General features: G+C 67.8%; 16 protein-coding genes. 6 read left to right on the top strand and 10 right to left on the bottom strand.

All coding sequences use genetic code 11. The annotated features are described in order from the left end of the window. Positions 1–10 precede the first annotated feature (10 nt). Entirely contained in the window at positions 11–676 is a 666-nt protein-coding gene (locus FB560_RS19390; protein WP_141874344.1) for a DUF4386 domain-containing protein, read from the bottom strand. A 93-nt stretch (positions 677–769) separates the two neighbouring features. Here FB560_RS19390 and FB560_RS19385 point away from each other — a divergent pair, with 93 nt between their 5' ends. Then, positions 770–1,447, top strand: a complete 678-nt coding sequence (locus FB560_RS19385; protein ID WP_141874343.1) for a TetR/AcrR family transcriptional regulator — start codon at positions 770–772, stop codon at positions 1,445–1,447. 66 nt (positions 1,448–1,513) lie between these two features. On the opposite strand, the gene FB560_RS19380 is transcribed toward FB560_RS19385, so the two are convergent. Beyond that, positions 1,514–2,626, bottom strand: coding sequence for a fatty acid desaturase family protein (locus FB560_RS19380; protein WP_407662575.1), 1,113 nt, complete (start codon positions 2,624–2,626; stop codon positions 1,514–1,516). A 140-nt stretch (positions 2,627–2,766) separates the two neighbouring features. Here FB560_RS19380 and FB560_RS19375 point away from each other — a divergent pair, with 140 nt between their 5' ends. After that, entirely contained in the window at positions 2,767–3,240 is a 474-nt protein-coding gene (locus FB560_RS19375; protein WP_141874341.1) for a hypothetical protein, read from the top strand. Between the two features lie 37 nt (positions 3,241–3,277). On the opposite strand, the gene FB560_RS19370 is transcribed toward FB560_RS19375, so the two are convergent. Both FB560_RS19370 and FB560_RS19365 read right to left on the bottom strand, forming a co-directional pair. Next, complete coding sequence (locus tag FB560_RS19370) at positions 3,278–3,565, bottom strand: hypothetical protein (protein WP_141874340.1); 288 nt, start codon at positions 3,563–3,565, stop codon at positions 3,278–3,280. Positions 3,566–3,733: 168 nt separating this feature from the next. Next, complete coding sequence (locus FB560_RS19365; RefSeq protein WP_141874626.1) at positions 3,734–4,888, bottom strand: low temperature requirement protein A; 1,155 nt, start codon at positions 4,886–4,888, stop codon at positions 3,734–3,736. A gap of 357 nt (positions 4,889–5,245) precedes the next feature. On the opposite strand from FB560_RS19365, the gene FB560_RS19360 reads away from it, so the two are divergent. Next, the gene (locus FB560_RS19360; protein WP_141874339.1) at positions 5,246–6,778 is read left to right on the top strand and encodes a sugar transferase; all 1,533 of its coding nucleotides are present in this window, start codon (positions 5,246–5,248) and stop codon (positions 6,776–6,778) included. Positions 6,779–6,782: 4 nt separating this feature from the next. Then, a complete protein-coding gene (locus FB560_RS19355; RefSeq protein ID WP_141874338.1) occupies positions 6,783–7,745 on the top strand; it encodes a glycosyltransferase family 2 protein in 963 nt (320 codons plus the stop codon). 262 nt (positions 7,746–8,007) lie between these two features. On the opposite strand, the gene FB560_RS19350 is transcribed toward FB560_RS19355, so the two are convergent. Together FB560_RS19350 and FB560_RS19345 are read right to left on the bottom strand one after the other, a co-directional pair. Beyond that, a complete protein-coding gene (locus tag FB560_RS19350) occupies positions 8,008–13,404 on the bottom strand; it encodes a PKD domain-containing protein (RefSeq protein ID WP_170198221.1) in 5,397 nt (1,798 codons plus the stop codon). Positions 13,405–13,602: 198 nt separating this feature from the next. Further along, positions 13,603–14,625 (bottom strand): glycosyltransferase family 4 protein, encoded by a 1,023-nt coding sequence (locus FB560_RS19345; RefSeq protein ID WP_229673012.1) that lies wholly within the window; start codon positions 14,623–14,625, stop codon positions 13,603–13,605. A 59-nt stretch (positions 14,626–14,684) separates the two neighbouring features. Here FB560_RS19345 and FB560_RS19340 point away from each other — a divergent pair, with 59 nt between their 5' ends. Then, positions 14,685–15,872 carry a DUF1972 domain-containing protein gene (locus FB560_RS19340; RefSeq protein WP_141874337.1) on the top strand — a complete coding sequence of 396 codons (1,188 nt, stop codon included), beginning with the start codon at positions 14,685–14,687 and terminating at the stop codon, positions 15,870–15,872. Here FB560_RS19340 and FB560_RS19335 read toward each other — a convergent pair. Both FB560_RS19335 and FB560_RS19330 read right to left on the bottom strand, forming a co-directional pair. Then, the gene (locus FB560_RS19335; RefSeq protein ID WP_141874336.1) at positions 15,869–17,203 is read right to left on the bottom strand and encodes an MATE family efflux transporter; all 1,335 of its coding nucleotides are present in this window, start codon (positions 17,201–17,203) and stop codon (positions 15,869–15,871) included. The two genes, FB560_RS19340 and FB560_RS19335, sit on opposite strands and share 4 nt — an antisense overlap. 5 nt (positions 17,204–17,208) lie before the next feature. Then, positions 17,209–18,594 carry a polysaccharide biosynthesis tyrosine autokinase gene (locus FB560_RS19330; protein WP_170198220.1) on the bottom strand — a complete coding sequence of 462 codons (1,386 nt, stop codon included), beginning with the start codon at positions 18,592–18,594 and terminating at the stop codon, positions 17,209–17,211. Positions 18,595–18,714: 120 nt separating this feature from the next. Here FB560_RS19330 and FB560_RS19325 point away from each other — a divergent pair, with 120 nt between their 5' ends. Further along, positions 18,715–19,440: an arsenate reductase/protein-tyrosine-phosphatase family protein gene (locus FB560_RS19325; RefSeq protein ID WP_170198219.1), complete on the top strand. Its 726-nt coding sequence runs from the start codon at positions 18,715–18,717 to the stop codon at positions 19,438–19,440. Positions 19,441–19,470: 30 nt separating this feature from the next. On the opposite strand, the gene FB560_RS19320 is transcribed toward FB560_RS19325, so the two are convergent. Both FB560_RS19320 and FB560_RS19315 read right to left on the bottom strand, forming a co-directional pair. After that, on the bottom strand, positions 19,471–20,619 hold the full coding sequence (locus tag FB560_RS19320) for a glycosyltransferase (RefSeq protein WP_141874333.1): 1,149 nt from the start codon (positions 20,617–20,619) through the stop codon (positions 19,471–19,473). A 95-nt stretch (positions 20,620–20,714) separates the two neighbouring features. Then, complete coding sequence (locus FB560_RS19315; RefSeq protein ID WP_141874332.1) at positions 20,715–23,435, bottom strand: right-handed parallel beta-helix repeat-containing protein; 2,721 nt, start codon at positions 23,433–23,435, stop codon at positions 20,715–20,717. Positions 23,436–23,555: the final 120 nt, after the last annotated feature.

Here is a 23,555-nt window from a genome sequence, read left to right as displayed (position 1 = left end):
GCCCCGGATCTCAGCCGACCGCGGAGCGTCGCAGCGCAAGCCGCTCCACCGCATCCGCACGGAAGCCGCGTAGTACCAGCCAGAGCCCGAGTCCGAGTTCCCACAGCGCGATGGGGAGCGCCGCGAGCCCGGCGAGCGGCGAGACCTGGTCCAGGGCGCCGAAGAGGGTCGCGCACGCGGATGCCACCAGCAGGGGCGCGCCGATGAACCCGAGCAGGGGAAGCACCCGCGGGACGAGCCCCGCGCGAAAGAGGACGGCACCCAGGAGTACCGCGTTGATCGCGGGCAGGAGTCCCGGACCGAGGAGGAACGCGGCATCATGGGTCGCGACCAGGACATCGGCACCGGCGCCGGGGTTCGGCCCGATCCGGATCAGCGCGAGAAGGGCGACGGCGCCGATGAGCACGGCTGCCGCTTCGAGCACGCGTGAGCCGACGAAGCCCAGCGCGAGGGGCTCACTCACCCGGCGCGTCACGGGAGCGAGTACGACCGCGGTGCCGAGACAGCTGAGGGCGAGCAGGATCTCGAGCACGACCGCCCCCTGCGCCGCGGTCGGGGCCCCCGCTCCACCCGCCTGCAGGAAGGGCTGTTTGAGCGCCAAAGCGGGGATCGACGTGGCGAATGTGAGCAGGTAGAGCAGCCCGGCGACACGGGCGAGAGTGCGGTGGTCGGACATGCGGCGGCCCTTCGACGACGAGTAGGGTGTACGACGTACACCTGTGACCGACACATTAGGTGTACGGTGTACACTTCGTCAAGCAGGAGCCTTATGCCGACCGACCGACCGTCCCGCATCCCGCTCGACAGAACGCTGGTGCTGCGCGCGGCAGTCACGTTCGCCGACAACCACGGGATCGAGGCGCTGAGCATGCGCACCCTCGCATCCGAACTCGGCGTCGTCCCGATGGCGCTGTACAAGCACGTCTCCGACAAGGACGACCTGCGCGGCGGCATGATCGACCGCGTGATCGGCGAGTACGGCACCCCGCCGGCATCCTCCCCCTCGCGCGCGGCCGTGCGCCTGCGGCTGCTGTCCGCGCGCGAGGCCCTGCTGCGGCATCCGTGGATGCGCACCGCGATCGAGAACGCCACGCGACAGACTCCCGCCGTGCTCGATCACATGAACGCGGTGGCGGGGGACCTGATCAGCGGCGGACACTCGGTCGATCTCACCCACCACGCGATGCACGCCCTCGGATACCGCATCTGGGGCTTCAGCCCCGAGGCGTTCGCCGCCCCTTCGGCGACGGCGCCCCGCGAGGCGCAGCCGGCCGCGATGCACCAGATGGCCGCCCGCTATCCGCACGTCGTTGCGATCGCATCCGACGCCGCCGCACGCAACCCCGAGGGCGCCTGCGATGAGCAGGCGGAGTACGAGTTCACGCTCGACCTTCTGCTCGATGCGTTCGAACGGCTGCGCGACACCGAGTGGTCGTCGACGGACTGACGCCGAGAACGGCGAATCGCCCGGACCCTCGCAGAGAGGATCCGGGCGATTCGGGAAGAGCGAGGACTACGCGCGACCGAACTGCGAGACGGCGGGGCAGTCGAACGGGTCCGCGCCGGCGGAGAGGCCGACCCTGTTGAGGTACTGGATCACGATCGCGTACGACCGGATGAGGTTGGTCTCGGTGTAGGGCACGTTGTTCGCGATGCAGTAGTCGCGCACGACCTCACGCGCCTTCGACAGGTTGGGGCGCGGCATGTTCGGGAACAGGTGATGCTCGACCTGGTAGTTGAGGCCGCCCATGAACGAGGTGACCCACCAGCCGCCGCTGACGTTGCGCGACGTGCGGACCTGCTTCGAGAAGAAGTCCAGGCGGGCGTTCGGATCGATGATCGGCATGCCCTTGTGGTTCGGCGCGAAGGACGCACCCATGTAGACACCGAAGACGGCCATCTGCACACCCATGAAGGCGAAGGCCATTCCGAGCGGGAGGATCATGAAGACCGGCACGAGGATGATGATGAAGCGTGCGGCGATGATGCTCAGCTCGATCCAGCGTCCCTTGACGTTCTTCTTGGTCGTCAGGTGCTTGAGACCGAGGTAGTGCAGGTTCAGCCCCTCGAGCGTGAGGAGCGGGAAGAACAGCCATCCCTGCTTGCGGGTGATCAGACGGATGATGCCGCGGGACTTCGCCGCGTCCTCTTCGAGGAAGGAGATCGTGTCGACCTCGATGTCGGGATCCTTGCCCACCTGGTTCGGGTTGCCGTGGTGCTTGGTGTGCTTGGAATCCCACCAGGAGTAGCTCATGCCGATGCTGGCGGCGAGGATGCGCGCGAGGCGGAAGTTGGCAGGACCCGAGCTGAGGATCTGGCGGTGCGCCGCCTCGTGCGTGAGGAAGGCGATCTGCGTGAAGACGATGCCGAGGGCTGCGGCGATGAGCAGCTGGAACCAGCTGTCGCCGAGCAGGATGAAGCCGGCGATGCAGCCGGCGAGGGCGACGGCGATGCCGGCGGAGACCCAGATGTAGAACCAGCTTGCGCGCTGCAGCAGGCCCATCTCTCGGACGACCTGCGACACCTGTTTGTAGGCCTGCGCCATCGGGGGGAAATCTGCGTTACCGGCATACGTCTGACGTACCGGTCCGAGCGTTGCGGTCGTTTCGACCTCTGAAGTGGAGATGTTGCTCTCCCGTCCATCGGAGCCCTGCGGCTGTGAAAGCCCAAGGCGGACGCCCAACGCTTAACTCAGGGTAGCCCCGGCCACATGCGCCGAACGGAATACGACAGCGGCGTTTTCGCGGCCTGTGCCATGATCGGCTCATGGCTCGACACGCCCGGGCGGCCGCATCCGCCGCCGTGATCCTCGCGCTCGCCCCGATGGCGGCGTGCGCGGGTTCTCCGTTCGTCACCTCGGAGACGTGCATCGACTGGGTCTGGTTCGAGACGCCGGCCGACGCCGCCGCCGAGTCGGATGCGGTCGTGCTCGGCCGCATCGTCGACCAGGCCGGCACATCGAACTACCTGGACATCCCTGCCACGACTTGGAACGTGGAGGTGGACTCCTGGCTCGACGGTGGTGGGGAGGGAGACGGGGAGATCGTGGTGACCTCGCTCCCCCGCAGCTGCGGGGACACCCGCGACATCATGTCGGAGAGACAGGGAGACGAGCCCGTCATCCTGTTCCTGCGCGACGCCTCGTCCGGATGGGAGATCATCACTCCTCTGCAGGGAGTGGTCCCGGCAGGCCCCGACGGAGGCATACCCACCGTCTGGCCCGACGCGATCGAGGGCTGAGACCCGTACCTCGTTCCGGCGCGAGTCGGCCCCGGGGTCAGGCGCGAGCGCGCCGCAACCCCCGGCGGAAGGCCCGGGGAAGAGTCAACGGGATCCGTCGACTCCGCGGGACGCGGGACTCGTGGGTGTCCTCGAGCGCACTCTGGGCGTCGCCGAGGGTCTCGAACGAGCCGAGATCGGTGCCGCGCTCGTCACGGACGAGGTGGGCGGAGCCGTCGAACTCGACGAAGCCGGCGAATTCGCCGTTGCGGGTCGCGACGTGTACATCGGCGTCGGCCTGTTTCCAGGTCAACGGATCGAAAGGGGGGAAGGTCGTAATACTCATGGTCATGCTCATTGCTGTGGGGCGGGCGCACGTCGGCGCCTCGCTGATGTGAGATCGAGGGCGGATCCCGCGCGCATCGACGTGCGCGGTCCGTAATGGCCCTGATCAGTGGCGACGTGACGGCCGAGAGGGGCGAATCACTCACGTTGCATCAGACAGTCTAACAGATCATGCACTCACGGAGTCGAAGCGCTCATTCTCCTTCTCCACGGGCGGACGGATGACCAGCACCACCACGATCACGACGAGGATGAGCGCGGTGAGGGTCACCGGGACAGGGAGCACCGGATCGAGCAGCACGACGAGCGCTCCGACCGGGACGACCGTGTTGACCACACGGTCCGCGTTCTCACGGATGGCGATCCACCAGATGCCGAGCAGGAAGATCGCGATCGGGATCGTGACCGTGAAGGACGCGGCCACGCTCGACAGCTCGCTCTTCCCGGTGAGCACGTCGATCTCGACCTCGACCCCCGCCGAGAACGCCGCCGCTGCGGCGAAGACGAAGTAGTGCGTGTACCCGTAGCGCAGCGATCGGCCGAACGAGGTGATCGCGCGGTGATGCGGCGGCCAGAAGTAGATCCACCAGAGCGACGCGGTCACGACGAGCGCGAGTACCGAGATCGCGATGAGCGGCCCGAGGGATTCGACCTCCTTGAGCGCATCGATGATCGCGTTCGCCGAGGCGAGCAGACTCTCACCGAGCACGATCAGGGTGAACAGTCCGTATCGTTCGGTGATGTGATGCGGATGCCATGGCGTCTGCCTGCGATGCTCGGCGAACACCGGGATGCTGATCTCGATCAGGGCGAACACGACGAATGCGATGAGCTGCAGCGGGCCGCCCGGGATCAGGAGGAACAGGATCCAGAGCACCTGCACCGCCGCGATCCCGAAGGCGTAGCGCCGGGTGGCCGACCGCAGCGCGCCGGCGGAGCGCGATGCCCGCAGCCACTGCGCGATCATGGCGACCCTCATCACCACGTAGCCCACGACCGGGATCGTGAAGTCTCCGTGTTCGAACGCATCGGGGATGCCCGCGGCCATCACCAGCACGCCGCCCATCTGCACGATGGTCGTCACCCGGTACAACCAGTCGTCCGTGTCGAAGGACGTCGCGAACCACGTGAAGTTCATCCACGCCCACCAGATCGCGAAGAAGATCATCGCGTACGAAGTGATGCCGTGCACGAAGTCGCCGTGGCTGAGCGCGTGATGCAGCTGAGCCGAAGCGATGCTCACCGCCACGACGAACACGAGGTCGAAGAACAGCTCCAGCATGCTGGCCGCCCGATGCGGTTGAGCGGGATCACGCGGCAGCATGCGGCGGAGCTGGAAGCGCGCGGGTGCGGTGTTGTCGATCACGGGGGCCAGAATAGCCCCGCGATCCGCTGCGACGAGGCCTCTGACCCCCGATTGATCCACACGTACGAAAAACCTTCCCTCCGCCCGATGATTCCGCTATGCTGTCGAGAGTCTGCAGTGCTCGCTGCAAGCATCGCCGTGTGGGACGGTGATCGCAATCCGTGGTGTGGGATCACGGAGATGGCAGCGGGAACCCGAGGGGTCGGGAATGCGGACGAACGCCGCAAGCGTTTTGCTCGCGGTCTGGGGAAACACTGGGGAAACCATGTCGCACTGGGGAATTCTGCGTACATCAACGGCTTTCGGGGCCGGGGCATGACCTCCGTCGAGGATGCCCTGAGCATCACTCGTACGGGAGCTGGCTTTGTGCCGGTCGCCGCACCGAGAGCCACCAAGTCGGTGACGCGCACCGTGGTCACGCCGCGCGCCTCCGCAACGTTGGAACGACGCCGTCAGTGGGAACGCCGCTATCGGATCAGACTGCGAGTCACGGATGCCGCTGTCATCCTGTTCGCCGTCGGCCTGACCGCGACCGTCCAGCTGATCAGCGGCGTCGCCGTTCCTGAGGTCCTGCGTGCCGGCGTCCCCCTCGCCGCGCTCTGGTACCTCATGCTCAGCGCACTCCACACGCGGGACGCCGCGCTCTTCCGTGCGAGTGCCACCGAGTACCGGGGCGTCGTGCACGCCAGCGGTCTCGCCTTCGGGATCATCGCCATCGTCGCGGTGCTCCTGAGCTGGGAGTCGATGCAACTGACGCTGCTGCTGGGGCTGCCGCTCGGTGTGTTGACTCTGCTCGTGACCCGCTGGATCTGGCGCCACTGGCTCCAGATCCAGCGGAGCCACGGTCGCTTCGCATCGCGCACGCTCGTCGTCGGCAACAAGGACGACGTCGAGTACGTCGTGCGCACGCTCCACCCGATCGGAGCCTCGGGCTACCAGGTCGTCGGCGCCACGCTGCTCGATGGCAATGCCCGCGACATCGAGATCCGCGATGCGCTGTTCCCCGTGCTCGGCAACGTCAACACCGTGTCGGCCGTCGCAGCCGAGCTCGGCGCCGACACGATCATCGTCGCGAGCCGCCCCGAGGGCGACCCCGAGTTCGTCAAGCGACTGAGCTGGCAGCTCGAGGGCACCGCTGCCGAGCTGGTGCTGTCGAGCCGCCTCACCGACGTCGCCGGCCCGCGGATCTCGTTCGCGCCGGTCGAGGGACTCCCCCTGATCCAGGTCCAGATCCCTCGCTACGAGGGCGGACAGCACCTCCTCAAGCGCGCACTCGACATCGCCGTCGCGACGCTCGCCCTGATCCCGATCGGTCTGATCACGCCCGTGCTCGCGCTGCTGGTGAAGATCGACTCGCCGGGCCCGGTCTTCTTCTTCCAGGAGCGCGTCGGCCGCGACGGTCGCCGTTTCAAGATGGTCAAGTTCCGTTCCATGAGGACCGATGCCGAGCAGCAGCTCGCGGCGCTGAAGGAACAGAACGAGGGTGCCGGCCTGCTGTTCAAGCTGAAGGACGACCCCCGTGTCACCCGCGTGGGTCGCATCCTGCGCAAGCTGTCGCTCGACGAGCTGCCGCAGTTCTGGAACGTGCTGGTCGGTGACATGAGTGTCGTCGGACCCCGCCCTCCGCTCCCCAGCGAGGTCACGGCGTACGACGGAACCGTGTTCCGCCGCCTCTACATCAAGCCGGGGATCACCGGCCTGTGGCAGGTCTCCGGTCGCAGCGATCTCTCCTGGGATGAGAGCGTGCGCCTGGACCTGCGTTACGTCGAGAACTGGTCTGTGATGAACGACCTGCAGATCATGTGGCGCACGGCCAAGGTGATGGTGCAGCCCAGCGGGGCATACTGAACGGATGAGTGCTCCGTCACACCCCGATGGGACCCCGTCCGTCCTCGTCGCCGTCACGACTTTTCGCCGCACCGAACTCCTCGCTCCACTGATCGACGCGATCCGCGCGAATCAGGGGACGCTGGCAGCCGACATCCGCATCGCTCTGGTGGACAACGATCCTGAGAGGTCCGCCGCACCTCTCGCTCACGAGCTCGACGTCGACTACATACACGAACCGACGCCGGGTATAGCCGCAGCGCGGCAAGCCGCACTCGATGGCGCGCGAGACGGTGAACTCGTCGCGATGGTGGATGACGATGTCGTGCCCCAGCCGGGATGGTTGGACGCACTGGTGCGCGTCTGGACAGCGTCCCACCCCGCGGTCGTCATGGGCTATGTCGACTACGTGTGGCCGGAGGGGACTGATCCGTGGATCATCGCCGGCGGCTTCATGCGTCGACGGCGGCGAGTGAACGGCCAGCCCCTGGAGGCGATGGCCACCGGGAACGTCCTCATCGACTCCGCCCAGGTCCGGAGTCTCGGCGTCCGATTCGATGCGTCCCTCGGCCTCGCCGGCGGTGAGGACATGCTGTTCGGGCGGGCGTTGCTTTCTGCAGGCGGCAAGATCATGGCGTCTGCGGACTCCGTCGTCCGCGACGAGGTGCCCGTCGAACGCACCACGAAGGAGTTCGTCCGGCGCCGCACGATCTCACAGGGCCAGATGCGCACCAAGCTGCTCAGTCGCAGCTCGTCTGTCGCTCGCACGCTGGCGCTTCGAGCGCTGCACCTGGTGGGCGGAGTGATCCGCCTTGTCGTCTTCTCCGCCCGCGGGCTCTTCGCGCGTCTGCGCGGCAACGTGTCCGCGCATGCGGTGCTTCGCCGCCGGGCCTGGTTCGCCCAGGGCCGGATACTCGGAGCGCTCGGGCGGATCACTCCCGAGTACGCGCGCGCCGCGCACAGCGTCCCCTCTGACGTCCGAGGCTGAGACCGGCCCCCTGCGAACCTGCGAACCGCCTTCGCAGAGCCGCACGACGTTCGCCGCGTGCCTGTGCCACGGGTGAGTCGACCCGCATGACCGCGTCGGCTCTCCGTTCCGTCGCCACAGACGGAGTTGCCGGCCGCGAAGGCGGAGACGTTCTCGCTTCAGGCTCGGTGTCCTTTCCGCGATGCTGCGCGTCCGGCGCACAGAAAAGCGGATGAGGTGCGGGCATCGAAGCCACGCACCCCATCCGCTCTCATGAGGATCGTTACTGCGGAACAACCACCGCGAAACGGTCGAAGGAGATCTTCGTCGCCGCGTTCGTGGACGCCGAGCTCACCGACGTCTTGATCCCGACTCCGCCGGCTGCCTGCATGGCTGCCGTGGTATCCGTCCCCTGAAGCTGCCACGTGGCAGGCTCCGTCTGTCCCTCGACCCACACCTTGGCGGCGATCGTCGTGGGGCTGGTGCCGGTGACGGACAACCGCGTGTGCAGGACCTGTCCGGCGGTGTAGCTGGTCGGAAGCACGAAGCTGTTGCCGATGGCTGTCTCATCCCGAAGGATGTACAGGCGCACGACTCCGGCCGGCTCGAGGCGGACCCTGGCCGAGTACACCGAGGTGCCGACCGTACGCCCGTGCAACGTGATGCTGGTCGTGCCTCCGACAGAGGCGACATCCGCGGCGAACGTCGTGTCGAGAACCGTGCTGGTACCCGACACGGCCAGACGGGCCTCACGCGTCTGAGAGGGAGCGAGCGTGATGGTGCCCTTTCCTCCTGCGACCGTGAACGCCGGGTTTCCTCCCGTCGTCGCCCAGGCACCGCCCAGGTCGGACGTGCCCCAGCCTCCCGTCACCGCACGATCGAACTCGTCGGTCGCCAGCGGCACCGGGCCCGTCGGGTCCGGCGGATCGACGACCGGAGCCGTCACGGTCACCGGGTTGGTGACCGAGGCGGTCGTGCCCTTGTCGTCCTTCACGGTGAGCGTCACGTTGTACGTGCCGGCTGCGGTGTAGGCGTGCGAGGCCGTTGCGCCCGTCGCCGTGCCGCCGTCTCCGAAGGTCCAGGCGTACGACGCGATGGTCCCGTCGGAATCGGTGGATGCGTTGCCGTCGACGTTGGCGGTGAGGCCGTTGGTCGTCGAGGTGAACGACGCGGTGGGCGCCTGGTTCACCGGGGCCACGACGGCGCCGGTGACGACCTTGTAGTCATCGACGGAGATGACCGTCGACACCGTCGACACCGAGCTGACCGCCATCTTCAGCCCCACGGATCCCGCCACCTGCAGCGCAGCCGTGGTGTCGGTCGCCTGGAGCTGCGGGTTCGCAGGCTCCGTGGTTCCCGTGCGCCACACCTTCAGCGAGAGGTTCGTCGGCGAGGTGCCGCGGACCGACAGAGCGAGCGAGAGCTTCTCACCGGCGGTGTAGTTCCCGGCGAGCACGACGCTGTTTCCGATCGCGACCTCGTTGCGCAGCAGGTAGAGCCTGATCGCTCCATTCGCCTCGATCTTGATGCGTCCCGAGTACGTGTCGCTGCCGACCTGGCGGCCGTTGACCGTCAGGTTGAAGGCTCCACCGTTGGTCGCGTTGCTCGATGCGATCGTCAACGAGGTGACCGTCTGCGTGCCGGAGACTCCGGCCAGACGCGCCTCGCGAGTCGCTGCCGGCGCCAGGGCGAACTTGCCCACTCCGTCGCCGACCGAGAAGGCTGCCGCCCCGCCGGTGGTCGTCCAGCTGCCGCCGACGTCCGCGCTGCCCCACGAAGAAGCAGCGGTGCGCTCGAACGCATCCTTTGCGATGACATCCTCCGTGGCGGCCGGCGCGACGGTGACCGATGCCGTGACCTGGTGGGTCGCCCCATCGTCGTCCGTCACCTTGAGCGTCACTGTGTACGTGCCGGCCGTCGTGTAGGTGTGGGTCGCCGTCGCACCCGTCGCCGTGCCTCCGTCGCCGAAGGTCCAGGCGTACGCCGCGACGGTTCCGTCGCTGTCGGTGGAACCCGTTCCGTCTGCCGTGATCGACATGCCGTCGGCACCACGGACCACGTTGGCGACGGCGACCGGAGCGATGTTTGCCGCCTCGACCACGATCGACTTGGAGGTCGTCGCAGAGCCGCCACGGTCATCCGTCACCGTCAGCGACACCTCGTAGGTGCCGGAGGCGGTGTAGGTGTGCGCCGCGGTGACACCGGTGGCGGCTGCGCCGTCACCGAAGTTCCAGGCGTACGCGGCGATCGTGCCGTCGGTGTCCGCGCTGGTCGAAGCGTCGACAGCGAGATCCAGGAAGTCCTTGGTCTCGGTGAAGGCCGCCGTCGGCAGCACGTTCGGGTTGCGGGTGATGACCTCGTGGCTGATCGAGGAGGTCAGCGATCCCCCGTCACGAACCGTCAGGGTCACCGTGTAGGTGCCTGCTGCGTCGTAGACGTGAGTCGGTGCCACTCCGGTGCCGGTCTGCCCGTCACCGAAGTTCCAGGTGTAGGCCGCGATCGGCCCTTCCTGGTCGCTCGAGGCTGCGGCGTCGAACGCCACCGAGAGATCGGTCGACGTGGAGGTGAACTGCGCCACCGGGAGCTCGTTGGGCGTACCCGTCGTGCCGAGCTGGTAGTGCTGCAGCACCTGGCTCGCCGTCAGCGGGGCCGAGTACACGGCAGGCTCGTCGAGGGTGCCGACCCAGAAGGGGTCGCCTTCCCAGGTCGTGTCACCGCCGAGCCGCCAGTAACCGCTGTACTGGTCAGCCGTCGAGACGCCGTTCGATGCGACCTCTGTGCCGTCGACGAACAGCTGCATGCCACTCGCCGACTGCTGCGCCACCACGTGGTGCCACTGGCCGTCACGGTACGTGCTCGGAGCCGTCAGGATCTGCGTTCCTCCGCTGTAGACACCGAACTTGAGGCGACCGACCGAGTCCATGTAGATGTGCCGGTCGTAGTTCGAGCTCGCGTTGGCGTTGTTGGAGTTGCTGTTGCCGAAGCCGATCAGCTTGCCGCCGCCCGTGGACGTCGTCTTGAACCAGGTCTCGATGGAGTAGGTGTTCGGCGAGACGTACTGGCGATCGCTGATCACCGTCTGCCGGTTGTTCCACGTCGAGCCGAGCTTGGACGAGGTGAAGCGGATCGCCTTGTTCGTCGTGCCTGCGATCGCGCCGGTCTGTCCACGCTGGATCGTCGCGGTGCCGTTGGTCTTGTACCCACCGGTGCTCGCGTCGCGTCCGGCATCCGCCGCAACGGTGCCCGTGGTCTCGTTCAGACGCCAGTAGAACGCCGGGTCGAGGTCGTACACGGCCTTGCCGTATGCGTCCGCCGGAGCCGCCGGCAGTGCCGACGTGCGTCCGGATGCGACCCAGTGCGCGTCGACATCATTGCGCGACAGTGCGGTGGAGTACACGGCGACATCCGCGATGCGTCCGTTCAGGAAGTTCGACGAACCGGCAGACGGCCAGCCGCCCTGGTTGTCGCCGCCGACTCGCCAGTAACCGCTGTAGTCCTGGCCGGTCGTGGTGTCGGTGCGCACGCCCACGCGGACGCCGTCGACGTACAGCACCATGCCGGCGGGGCTCATCGTGCCCACGACCTGGTGCCACTTCCCGTCGTTGTAACCGGCGCCGCTGGTGAGCGTCCGGGTACCGCCCGGGTACACGCCGAACGTGATCTGTCCGGAGTTGCTCAGGTAGATGTGGCGGTCGTAGCTGCCCGACACACCCGTCGCGCTGTTGCCGAAACCGACGATCTTCCCGCCGCTGGTGCTGGTGGTCTGGAACCAAGCCTCGACGGAGAACTGGTTCGGTGCGACCTCGGAAGTGACCGAAGCGGCGGTTCCGTTGGATCCGTTGAACCCGGTGGATGCCGAGGTCTCCCCCTGCACCTGGCCGGGCAGACCGCGCGTGGTGCCGCCGGCGAGGTTCAGGTCGTTGCCCGTCACCCAGTCGATCGCCGACGATCCGGATGCCTCGTTGAGCGGCCAGTAGTACTTCGGCGCGGAGTCGAGGATCGCGGAGTTGTAGGTGTTGGCGGTACCGGTCGCAGCGGCCGTGACCGAGGTCCAGTCGGAGGTGGTCGAGTTGCCGTTCGCATCCGTCACCTTGACGCGGTACTCGTACACCTGTCCGGCCGTGACCGCGGTGTCGGAGTACATCATGCGCGGACGCACCCAGAACGTCGAGTCAGCGGTCGTCGTGTAGACGGGCTGCGCGATGTCGCGGCGGTACACCTCGTACGTGAGCTTCGCGTTGTCGGCGTCGTAGTTCGCAGGCCATGCCACTCGCACCTGACCGGCACGGAAGGACTGGGCACTGATCTGGTAGGCGCCGCCCTTGATGGTGGGACCGACCTTGTTCGGAGCCGTTCCCGGCTTCGCGAAGCGCACCAGCCCCTGCTGGGCGGTACCGCTCACGGCGGTGAACTCGCCGCCGTAGACGAGATAGTCGCCACCGCCGGTCACCGACCACGCGGCCTGGCTCATGCCGGACACGGTCCCGGGCTGCCACGTCGGGTACCAGTGCAGCAGTCGCGCTGCCGGGTTGCCCGTGAAGCTCCGGTATCCGTAGGGGTCAGGCGTGATCGTGCGGTTCGACGGGTTCTTGTCGAACGCGAGCGAGAAGTTGAAGTTCCACGGGTCGAGCTGCGGGAACTCGCCGATGTTGCCGCAGTAGTGCGAGTGCGCTGCGGTGTAGAGGACGCCGCCGGTCGGATACACCGAGTAGGTGTCGCCGTGGCAGTCCTCCATCCAGACCATCGATCCGTCGCTCCAGTTGGCACGGAACGCGCCTTCGAAGTCGTCTTCGGTCTTGGACCCGCCGAAGTCGTAGCCGCTGCCGTACACGCTGTCGCCGTCGGAGGCGAGCGAGTAGATCGACGAGCCCGTGCCCGCGTTGCGGATCACGCTGTTGACGCCCCAGGGCAGGCTGGTGCCCGTGGTCGCATCGAGGGCTGCCATCCCACGTCCGGGATTGGTCGACCCGTTGGTCGACGTGAAGGAGCCGGCGATGACGACCTTCGACTTGTCGGGCGAGACGACCACGGCGCGCACGCCGTATCCTCCGGCGAGAACCGGGTTGAACGCCTGGACGGCTCCGGTCGACGCGCTCAGCGCGGCGACACCCGTGCGGGTCGTGTTGTTGATGTTCGAGAACTCACCCGTCACGTACACCGTCGTGTCCGTGGCGACGATGCCCTGGACGACCGTGTTGGTGCCGGGGGTCCAGTTCGCGATGAGCTGGCCCGTGGCGGTGTTGAACGCGGCGAGTCGGTAGCGGTTCTGCCCGTCGACAGCGGTGAATCCACCGCCGATGTACAGGCGCGACCCATCCGGCGAGACCGCGGCCGCGAGGATGCGGCCGTTGACCTGCGGATTGAACGATGCGTCGAGCACACCGGTCGCGAGATCGTACGCGAGCAGGTTCGAGCGCGGCGTCTCGTTCGTTCCGGCGGCGGCCCCGGCGGGACGCGCGCTGGTGAACTGACCACCGGCGTAGACCTTGTTGCCCGCGACGGCCTGCGCCCAGACGATCCCGTTGATCTGCGTCGTCGGGAGCGGGTCAGCGCTCACCGTCGCCGGCAGGGCCGGGTCTGTCGGTGCGGTGTCGGCGTTCGCTGTCGGAGCGGTGAGCACCGATCCCAGGAGCGTGATCACCAGAGCGGCGACAACTCCCAGAGCGATACGACGGAACATACCTGATCGTGAATCGAAGTCACGGTCGATTGAATCGAGTCGTTGGACTCGCATAGCGCCTCCCCATAGGCACTGCCGAAGAACGGCAAGCAGAATTGGATTCCCCCGCGTCCCCCATAGACGCATCCGCGCCAACGATAGCGCACTCGGTCGAGTCGCGCCACTCCTATGCTCCGGCGATCTCCCGCCAGGCGCGTGTCACTCCACGTCGGGAAGCAGGAGCGTGGCAAGGTGCGCGCACATCACCTGCGTGGTGAAGCCCGTTTCGACGGCGAGACGCCCCTGCTCACCCATCGTCGCCGCGCGCGCGGGGTCGTCGAGCAGAGCGATGAGCCGGTCGGCCATCGCCGCCGCGTCCCCGACGGGCACCAGGTGTCCCGTGCGCCCCTCGTCGACGTACTGCGACATCCCCGGGGTGCCGGTGTTGACGACGGGCCTCCCGGTGGCGAGCGCCTCCAGCGTGACCGTCATCCCCGACACGTGCAGGTTCGGTCGGGTCGCGGTCGCCACGACGCTCGCGGTGGCGTAGAGCTCGTGCAGCTCGCTGTGCGACATGCGCTGCGCGACCTGGACACCGTCCGGCGCCCCCTCCGCCGAGGTCTGCACGATGATCTCGGTCTCCGGTCGCGCGTCGAGCACGCGCGAGAACGCCCGGAACAGTGTCTGCGGATCGCGGTCGCGATCGTTGCCGATGCTCACGATCCGGGGCCGTGACGGGTACGGGCGGACCGAGAAGAACTCGGCGTCGACGCCGAAGGGCACGGCAACGACACGCGGACCGCCGGCGCCGAGCAATGCCCGCAACGGATCGACCTGCGCCTCGCTGAGCACCCACAGGGCCTCCGCCTCACGCAGCACCTCGATCAGCCGGGCGGGCACCGTGCCGCGCTCGACCATGTCCGTCAGCCAGATCACTCCCGAGATGAAACGCTCATGCGGTTTCGTCACCTGCAAACGGAAAGCCGCGTTCTCGTCCCAGGTGAACGCCGTCCCTGCCTGCCTTCGGGGTCCGACACCCGCACGGGCGCGCAGCCGGGCCAGCCGCCCCGGCACCGGCAGGTCGGCCACGGACACGGGCGCGAACTCCCGCAGCCCGTCGAGCCCGTACGGCCATACGCTTGGGACCTCTCCGCGGTCGTGGCGCTGTTCCCAGCTGCTCACGGACTGCTCGGCGGGAAACCCCCATGTCAGGGGATGATCGGCACCGTGGCGTGTGGACACCGCCTCAGGATAGCGGGACGCATCAGGAGCCGGCGCGTCGGCTCGGGCATACTGATGCGATGCGCTCCGACTCGACTTCATCGACGCCATCGCTCCGCATCGCCCTGATCGGAACGCGCGGGATCCCCGCCGCGTACGGCGGGTTCGAGACGGCGGTGGAGGAGGTCGGCCGCCGTCTGGTCGATCGCGGCCACCGGGTCCTCGTCTACGGACGCGACGCGGGAACGGTCGGCGACAGCTATCTCGGCATGCGCCGCGTCACTCTTCCGGCTGTCCGCCAGAAGGCGCTCGAGACGCTGAGCCACACCGCACTGTCGACTCTGCACTCCGTCACCAAGGGGCGCCCGGACGCCGCGTTCGTCTTCAATGCGGCGAACTCGCCGTTCCTTCCTCTGCTGCGCGCCCGGCGCATCCCGGTGGCGCTGCACATGGACGGCCTGGAGTGGCGTCGCTCGAAGTGGGGATCGCGCGGCAAGGCGTACTACCGCTGGGCCGAGACGTTCGGCGTGCGTACGGCGGACGCCATCATCGCCGACGCCCCCGGCATCGCCGACTACTACGACCACCAGTACGGCGTCGACAGCGAGCTCATCCGCTACGGCGCCCCGCTGCTCGATGAGGCGCCGACCGACGGCATCACCGCCCTGGGCCTCGAGCCGGGCGGCTATCACCTGGTCGTGGCACGCTTCGAACCCGAGAATCATGTTCGGGAGATCGTCGAGGGGTATGCGGCCTCCGGCGCGTCCAAGCCCCTCGTGGTCGTGGGTTCCGCGCCCTACGCCGCCGAGTACACCGCGGAGATCGACCGCATCGCCGCGTCGGATCCACGTATCCGACTGCTCGGCGGAGTGTACGACCAGGGCCTGCTCGATGCGCTCTACCACCATGCCTACACCTACCTGCATGGGCACTCGGTGGGCGGGACGAACCCCTCGCTTCTGCGAGCCATGGGGGCCGGCACCGCGGTCATCGCATTCGATGTGGTCTTCAACCGCGAAGTCCTCGACGAGCAGGGATGGTTCTTCGGGGAGCCTGCCGACGTCGCGCGGGCGCTCGATGCCGCCGAGGCTGACGCCGACGCCGTGTCGACGGCATCGGCATCCGTGCGTCAGCGCGCGGCAGAGGCGTTCTCCTGGGGCGACGTCACGACGGCCTACGAGGATCTGGCGATCCGCATCGCCGCTGGCGGCTCGATTCATCCCACGGCACGTCGCGCGCGCCGCACCGAGACCGACTGGCCCGGCTAACCGACCTCGGCCGGCTCCTCGGCGCTGGGCTCGCCCTGCGCCCCGAGCAGACGCTCTCGATGCCGGTGGATGTAGATCGAGTACGGGATGATCTGGCACACGATCAGCGCGAAGGACACGCCGAGCAGCGGTCCGACGATGCCGATCAGAGGGGTCAGCACGACCGACAGCACGATGCTGACCGCCGCCATCGCGAGGGTCGGGATGACCTGGAAGCGGATGCCCGGCTTGTCCATGATGAACATGCCCAGCGGATACACGGCCGCCGTGAGCATGATCATGCAGCCGAACGCGAGGATCGTGAGGGTGCGCACCTCGAGCTCGCCCTGCGTGATGAACTCGAACAGCCACGGCGACACGAACCACACCATGAACGTGGCGGCGGCGATCGCACCGGCGAAGATCACCGACAGCAGGTAGGGACCGCGGCGGAGCTCGCCCTTGTGCCGGAGACGCGCGAACTGCGGCCACAGTGCGACACCGGCTGCCATCACGAGGCCGTTCAGCGCGAAGAACACCTGCCCGGCCACGCCGTACTCGGCGACATCGACCGGCGTCCCGAACTGCGCGAGCACGTAGCGCTGAGATCCGACCGCGATCGGGTAGGTCACCATCTGGGCGAGCATCGGCCACCCGACATCCATCACCCGCACCCCCGGCACCCGCCGCCAGCGCAGCACCATCCGCAGGGAATCCGGGATCAGCGGCGACGTGGATCGCGTCACCAGGAGGAAGCCGACGATCGCCGAGAACAACGACGCCCCGTAGGAGGCGATCGCCAGGTACGAGTCGAAGTCCCGCCCCCCGAAGGTGAGCATGAGCCACACGCCACCCAAGGTGACCGGCGAGATCATCCCCTGCACGAGGATCACCAGATGGTTGCGACGCTGACCGAGGAGGATCCGGAACCAGACGCCCAGCGTGATCGACAGGCTGAAGAGCGTGATGCAGAGGAACGCGGCGAGCGCCGCGCCGGGGATCGTTCCGGCGTCACCGAAGAGCGCCCGCCAGCCGCCCGTCACCAGCAGCACCGTGTTGACGATCATCAGTCCGGTGGCGAACATCAACAGGACGCGGCCGACCGAAGTGATCTGCAGACGCAGCTTGCGATCGGTGCGGATGTCGTCGCTGGTGGCCACGGCGTTCACGAGGACCGCTCCACTGCCCAGATCCGTGAACGTCAGCAGGGACGGGATCGTGATCAGCAACGAATAGAGCGCGTAGTGCTGGATGTCCGTCTCTCCGAGGATCATCCGTGTCGTGATCACGCCGCAGACGAGCGAGATCACCATCGTCAGCGCGCGGGCGCCGAGGGCGAGGAGGGAGTTCACGGCGCCTACCCCCGCGAGCTGCGCAGCAGACGCCGGGAGAAGAAGCCCTTCGCGCGATCGTCCGTGTAGTACGGGCTCTTGGCAGCTCCCTTGACTCCGTTGAACACGATGCCGAGCACCGGGGTCCTGGTGGACTCCAGCGAGCTGAGCGCGCGGCTGAGGTCCGCACCCTTGGTGCGATTGGCCCGCACGACGAACAGCGTGCCGTCCGCCATGGTCGACAACCACAGTGCATCGCTGACCGACAGCACCGGGGCGGTGTCGATGATGACGTAGTCGTAGGAGTCGCGCGCGGCTTCGACGACGCGGTGAAGTCCCCCGCTCGAGAGCAGCTGGCCCGGGTTCGGGGGTTGTGCACCCGCGGTGAGGATGTCGAGACCGGGACGCCCCCATTCCTGAACCGCCTCAGCGAGTTCGACGTCACCGATGAGCACGGTGGTCAGACCGACGGCGCCTTCGAGCTGGGTGTATCTGGCGGTGCTCGGTCGGCGGAGATCGGCTTCGATGAAGAGCACCGAGCGACCGCCCTCGGCGAGCGTGAGCGCCAGTCCGAGGCTGACCGAGGACTTGCCCTCCTGCGCGGAGCACGACGTGACGAGGATGACGCGCCGGTTCTTGTCGACGTCGACGAACTTGAGGCTCGCGGCCACCTGGCGCATGGCCTCGGCGACGCGGCCGTCCGGCTGCGAGCGGATGACGCGGGCGATGGTCTGGTTGTCCGATGCCTCGGGAATCTCCCCCAGAAGGGCGACATCGGTGACCTCGCTGAGCGACCGGGCAGTGGTGAGACGGGTGGCCAGACGCCGGCGGAGCACGGCGAAGACGACGCCGGCGAACAGCCCGGCCGCTACGCCGAGGATGACGTTGTTGCGCGTGTTCGGCGACACCGGCACCGTCGGTATGCGCGCCGGAGAGATCGTCTCGATGCGCACGGCGGGCTCGCCATCGGCGCTCACCGGCGAGACGTTGCGCACCGCGTCGGCGAGTTCCTTGGCGATCGCGTTCGCGGTGTTGTGCGCGCTCTCGCCATCGGCATCCGTCACGCCGATCTCGATCACGACGGTGTTCAAGGGGACGTTCACATCGACCCGGCGCGCGAGGCGGTTGGGGGTCTCGTCGAGCCCCAGATCTTCGATGACCGGATCGAGGACGGTGGGCGACGTCACCAGGATCGTGTAGGTCTGCACCAGGCTCTGCACGTAGTTCGAGCCCTGCAACAGCTCGCTGGTGTTCTCACCCCGCGTCGCGATGACCATGACCTGCGCGGCGGCTCGATACTCGGGGTCCACGAACTGCGAGTACGCGTACGCCGACCCTCCTCCGACCATCGCCAGGAGGACGATCACGATCCAATGGCTCTTGAGCGACTGGATGTAGTCATGCAAAGTCATGTGTCCCCGTATCCCCTCGACACAATGTGCGACGCGTCGTCTCGCGATTCGCCATCGGCTCATTATCGCCTATCTTGGTAGATCGGGCCGGAGTCGACGGTTCCGTGATGGGGGATGCACGTGACGCACAGACTGATCTTCGTCTGCGAAGCCAATGTCTGCCGCTCCCCGTTGATGGAAGGCGCCTTGAGAGCGTCGAGCCACGCGGATGGCTGGGAGATCTCCAGCGCGGGCACCAGAGTGGGCACCGGTGCGCTCGAGATGTGCACCGTCTCCGCCTCGCTCGTCGCGGCGGCCGGTGGCACCGAGGCGGCCGCGCTCACGAAAACGCACCGCCCCGCCGGCATCGATGCCGAGGACCTGCGTGCGGCCGATCTGATCCTCACGGCGAGTCGCGCCGAGCGCTCCGCGGTGGCAGCGCTGGTGCCGGAAGTGCGATCACGCACCTTCACGCTTCGCGAGGCGGCCTACCTCGGCAAGGAGCCGGTGCAGCCGCACGAGTTCGAACGGATGGCGGAGTTCGCGTCGTCGGCCGTCGAAGCGCGCGGCCTCCAGCTCTATGCGGAAGTGCTGCACGCACGACGGGGTTTCATCGCCCTCCCGCTGGCGCGGCGGAGCCTGTGGGGAAAGCGTCGGCGCAATCCGTACGACATCCCGGATGCGCATCACGGGTCCGCACGCGCGCACCACGCCATGCTGGCCTCGACCGTCGCGGACGTCGAGCAGCTCCACCGTCAGGCCGTCGAGTTCCTCGATGCTCCGACGACGCCGTCGCCGCAGCCCGTGCCCGTGCCCGACAAGAAGAAGCACAAGAAGCAGAAGAAGCAGAAGACGCCGACGGTCTGAGACCCGGTATTGAGACGTCCGTCTCGGAGATCAGTCGCGCGCGATCCCCTGCATCAGGGCAGCGACGGCCTTCCGATACGCGTCCGGGGCGAAGCGGGTGAGCGCGGCTTCTCGGTCCGTCTGAGCGCTCGCCTGGAACGAGGGCCAATCCGAGACGATGGCGGCGAGGGCAGCCGCCAGCTCCTCCGGATCACCCGGCGCGACGAAGACGGCGGAGTCATATTCCCCGACGGCCTCTCGCAGACCGGCGATGTCGCTTGCCACGACCGGGCGCGCCGCGAGGATCCCCTCGACCGCGGTGTTGCCGAAGGACTCATCCTGGCGGGAGGGGACGACGACGACATCCGCCGCGGCCAGCACGGGCCAGATGTCGGACCGAAAACCATGATGCGTCACCCGATCGGTCAGCGACAGCTCATCGATGCGGTGCGTGAGCGTCTCCTCGAAGGCCTCATTCCCTGCGAAAGCGGCCCCGATCAGATGCAGATCCACGTCGACGCCTCGCGCGTTCAGCAGCCCCACGGCCTCGACCGCGACATCCGGGCCCTTGCGGTGCGACATGCGCCCGACGTAGACCACCCGGAGCCCGTCGAGCTGCGCGCGGGGTGCCGGGGCATCGACGGGTGAGGCGACACCGTTGGGGATCACGGTGGCACGGCGTGCGAGCGCCGGGATGCTCCCCCCGACCGTGCGCAGCGTGAACTCGCTGTTCACGATCAGACCGTGCGAGGCGAGGTGCGGCGCGTAGAGGAGGACGTTGACCAGGCGCGGCGCACCGGCTTCGGCTTCGTGCACGTGCGTCACGGTCGGCACGCGCAGGAGCCGTCCGATCACCGGCCAGACCGGCAGCACGATCGTGCTGACGTAGATGGCTCGGGGACGGAGCCTGCGGATGATGGCCACGGCCGCCGCCGTGCCCCGGATGGCGTCGCGCGCCGTCCGCAGCCAGTTCCGAGGGCGCAGAGCGGATTTCCGCAGCGCGAACGTCGGCGGCAGCAGGACCTCGGCACCCGCCTGGTGGAGGGCAGCGACCAGGGGGCCGCGCTCAGGCAACGCCACGACCACCCGCTGGCCCGCTTCCTTCAGCCCGATCGCGCTCTCCAAGAGCATCCGGTCGGAGCCGAACAGCTCCCAGCCCGCGTGGACGAGGAGGTAGGGCGCACGCGTGTCATCTGTCACGACTCCATTGTGCCGGGTGGAGGGCGACACCGCGGCCCCACGCACTCCGACCCCGCCGACGCCCCGGGGGCGCTGGCGGGGTCGGAGTCCGATCGTCAGCGGCCGCTGCCGAGCTGCACCACGCCGTTCGCGACGCCGAGCAGCGTGGCGACGGTCGATGTGAGCGGTCGGGCGATCGAGGAGTTCGCCGCGACGTCGTCAGCCATCGCGTCGAACGCCTCCGGCTTCGACGTCATGGCGTTGCGCCACGACGGGTTCTTCGCCGATGCCAGCGCCTGCGGAGTCTGGAAGGACTCGTACACGTTGCCGGATCCGCCCCACGTCACCATGGACGGGCCACCCGCGGCACTGCTGCTGAACAGGTTTCCGTCGATCACCAGGTTCCAGGTGTCCACTGCCCGTCCGGTCGCCGTATCGTGAGCGAAGATGGCGCGCGGCCCGCCTGCCCCGAACACGTTGTTGCGGATCGTGATGTTGCGCGTGATCCACGTGACCGTCGAGTCGACGCCGCTCACGCGCGGATCGCGTCCCACGCGATGCGTGGCCTGGCGCCGCTCATCCTGCATGAGGTTGATGTCATGACGGGAGTTGTTGCCGAGATCGTTGTTCGTGACGAGCACGTTCTCGGTGTCGAAGATGCGGATGCCCTCCTTGTTGTTGAACGCCTGGCTTCCCGCGATCGTCACCTGAGATGACAGTTCGGCGTGGATACCGATCTCCGTGTTGTCGTTCGACGTGACGTCGACGATCTTCACGTCGAAGCAGGATTCATCGAACCAGGTACCGCTGCCGATGTTCCGGCTCGTGTCGACGTTGCTCATCACCACGCCGCGCGAACGCGTCACCTTGATACCGCCCGCAACCGGGGAACCGTTGAAATGCTCCACGTTGTTGTCGGTGAACAGCGAGTCCGAGACCTTCGAGTCGTACGCCGTCGTGAGTGAGAACCCGAGCAGGCCGTTGCGCCGGATCGTGAGGTTGTCGACCGTGGCCCTGTCGTTGCCGACGAAGAGCCCGATGGTCGCGTTGTCCTCGATCACCAGATCGCGCAGCGTCGTCCCGACGTTGTGCATGCGCACGGTGCCGAGCACGTCGTACGACGTCGCATACCGACGCACTCCGAATCCCTGGAGAACCGAGTTCGCCGAGCGCACGTTGAGCGCCTGTCCCAGGTCGCTGACCCGCACCTGGCGCCCCTCGGGGTTCGTGCCCAGGATGAGGCGGTCGGCGGCGTAGTCCACGGCGAACGTGCCGTCGACGACCTGGTCGGCAGACGCGACCTGCTTCTGCGCGACACCGTCGATGAACAGCATGTCGGGATGGTTCGCCATCGGATACTTCGGGTCGACGAACCAGCTGGCGTTGCCGTTGAGCATGTCGTCGCTGAACTCGGCCTTCCATCCGCCGCTGACCCAGGTCGAGCCGGACTTGCTCCACGAGGACACCCGTGTCGAGCCGTCGAACCAGACCGCTTCACCGGGATACGCCTGAATCGTGAGCGTCTTGTTGAACGGCACCTCGACGGACTCGTGGTACTCACCGGCGCGGATGACGATGGTGGAACCGGCAGGCGATGCGTCCACCGCGGCCTGCACCGTGCGGAACGGCGTCGCCGCCTTGCCGTCCTGCGTCGTGGCGTTCGAGGACCGGTTCACGTACACGGCCCCTTGCGGGACGGCGTACGACGCGGTTCCCACGGTCGCCGCGCCGCGCGAGGTGTTCGGCGCGGGCTCCGGCTGCGGCTCGGGCTCGGGCTGCGGCTGAGGCTCGGGCTGCGGTTCGGGCTGCGGTTCGGGCTGCGGTTCGGGCTGCGGTTCAGGCTGCGGTTCCGGCTGCGGTTCCGGCTGCGGCTCGGGTTCGGGCGCCGGCGTCACCTCGCCGCTCAGCGGTGTCTTCGCGGCGACCGCGGTGAGCGAATCGAGCTGGAGGACGGTCTGGCTCTTGGCGCTGCTGGACGCATAGCCCCAGACCGCCAGACCGCCGGCTGCCGACAGACGGGCGGCGGAACGGTCCGTCACGGTGAGCTGGGGCGCCCCGGGCGTGTCGCCCTTCGGCGTGATCCGCGCCTCGAAGGCGACCGCGTCTGTTCCTGTCACCGTGGCGTCGAACGTGTACCAGTCGTCGCCGAGCAGCGTGACGGGGACAGCGATCGACTTGAGCTCGGTGTCCACCCCCTTCACACTGCGCAGGACCGACAACTGCACCTTGCCGTCGGCATCGGTGAAGATACGCAGGCGGTAGGCGGATCCGTCTCGCTGCACACGTGTGGTGTAGGCGTAATAGCTGCGTCCGCCCGCAGCCTCCAGGCGGATGTCGGATGAGATCCGGATGTCCGCCGCCTGCACGTCACGCGGCGTCAGGTACGCGGATTCACCCGGGTTGAGGGCGATCGACGCGGCTTCCCCGTCGATGCTCGCAACCGTGGTGCGTGATGACCAGGACGAGTAGGCGAGTCCGTTGTCGGACCGCCCCCACCCGGCCGACGCAGTCCGGCTGAAATCGTCGGCGAGCAGCACGGCGGGCGCCGCCGCGAGGGGCGCGAGCTGCGCAGACGGAGCAGTCGGCTCCTCGGTCGGCGCAGGCACCGATTGTTCGACCGCTCGGTCGGTCGGAGGCACCGTGGTCGGTGCGGGTTCCGACGACGGTGTGGGTTCGGCCGTCGGCGATGGATCCGGCGACGGTGTCTCCGCCGCGTAAGCAGGAGCGCCGACGAGGCCGACCAGCAGCGTCGCGGCGACGAGAGCCGCAGTGGTGCCTGCGGCGATCGTATGGGAGGGATGGGAAGGGGTGGGTCGACGTCGCAGAAGCAACAGCATGTCTCCTTGGGGTTTCAGCCCGCGTACACCGCGCCCCTCCAGCTAGCCCCCTCCGGGCGAGATGGTGTGCAGATTCGGTACGCACCACCTACCCGGAGGGCGGTGGCCAGGGGTCAGTCT

The sequence above is a fragment of the Microbacterium saperdae genome, from assembly GCF_006716345.1.
GTDB lineage: Bacteria > Actinomycetota > Actinomycetes > Actinomycetales > Microbacteriaceae > Microbacterium > Microbacterium saperdae.
This window is presented reverse-complemented; position numbering and strand designations above follow the sequence as displayed.

What these genes read in the sequence shown, in the direction of transcription:
- FB560_RS19330 (WP_170198220.1), bottom strand. Translation starts at nt 18,594, where the DNA reads ATGACTTTGCATGACTACATCCAGTCGCTCAAGAGCCATTGGATCGTG.
- FB560_RS19370 (WP_141874340.1), bottom strand. Translation starts at nt 3,565, where the DNA reads ATGAGTATTACGACCTTCCCCCCTTTCGATCCGTTGACCTGGAAACAG.
- FB560_RS19350 (WP_170198221.1), bottom strand. Translation starts at nt 13,404, where the DNA reads ATGTTCCGTCGTATCGCTCTGGGAGTTGTCGCCGCTCTGGTGATCACG.
- FB560_RS19340 (WP_141874337.1), top strand. Translation starts at nt 14,685, where the DNA reads ATGCGCTCCGACTCGACTTCATCGACGCCATCGCTCCGCATCGCCCTG.
- FB560_RS19375 (WP_141874341.1), top strand. Translation starts at nt 2,767, where the DNA reads ATGGCTCGACACGCCCGGGCGGCCGCATCCGCCGCCGTGATCCTCGCG.
- FB560_RS19360 (WP_141874339.1), top strand. Translation starts at nt 5,246, where the DNA reads ATGACCTCCGTCGAGGATGCCCTGAGCATCACTCGTACGGGAGCTGGC.
- FB560_RS19385 (WP_141874343.1), top strand. Translation starts at nt 770, where the DNA reads ATGCCGACCGACCGACCGTCCCGCATCCCGCTCGACAGAACGCTGGTG.
- FB560_RS19355 (WP_141874338.1), top strand. Translation starts at nt 6,783, where the DNA reads ATGAGTGCTCCGTCACACCCCGATGGGACCCCGTCCGTCCTCGTCGCC.
- FB560_RS19365 (WP_141874626.1), bottom strand. Translation starts at nt 4,888, where the DNA reads ATGCTGCCGCGTGATCCCGCTCAACCGCATCGGGCGGCCAGCATGCTG.
- FB560_RS19315 (WP_141874332.1), bottom strand. Translation starts at nt 23,435, where the DNA reads ATGCTGTTGCTTCTGCGACGTCGACCCACCCCTTCCCATCCCTCCCAT.
- FB560_RS19390 (WP_141874344.1), bottom strand. Translation starts at nt 676, where the DNA reads ATGTCCGACCACCGCACTCTCGCCCGTGTCGCCGGGCTGCTCTACCTG.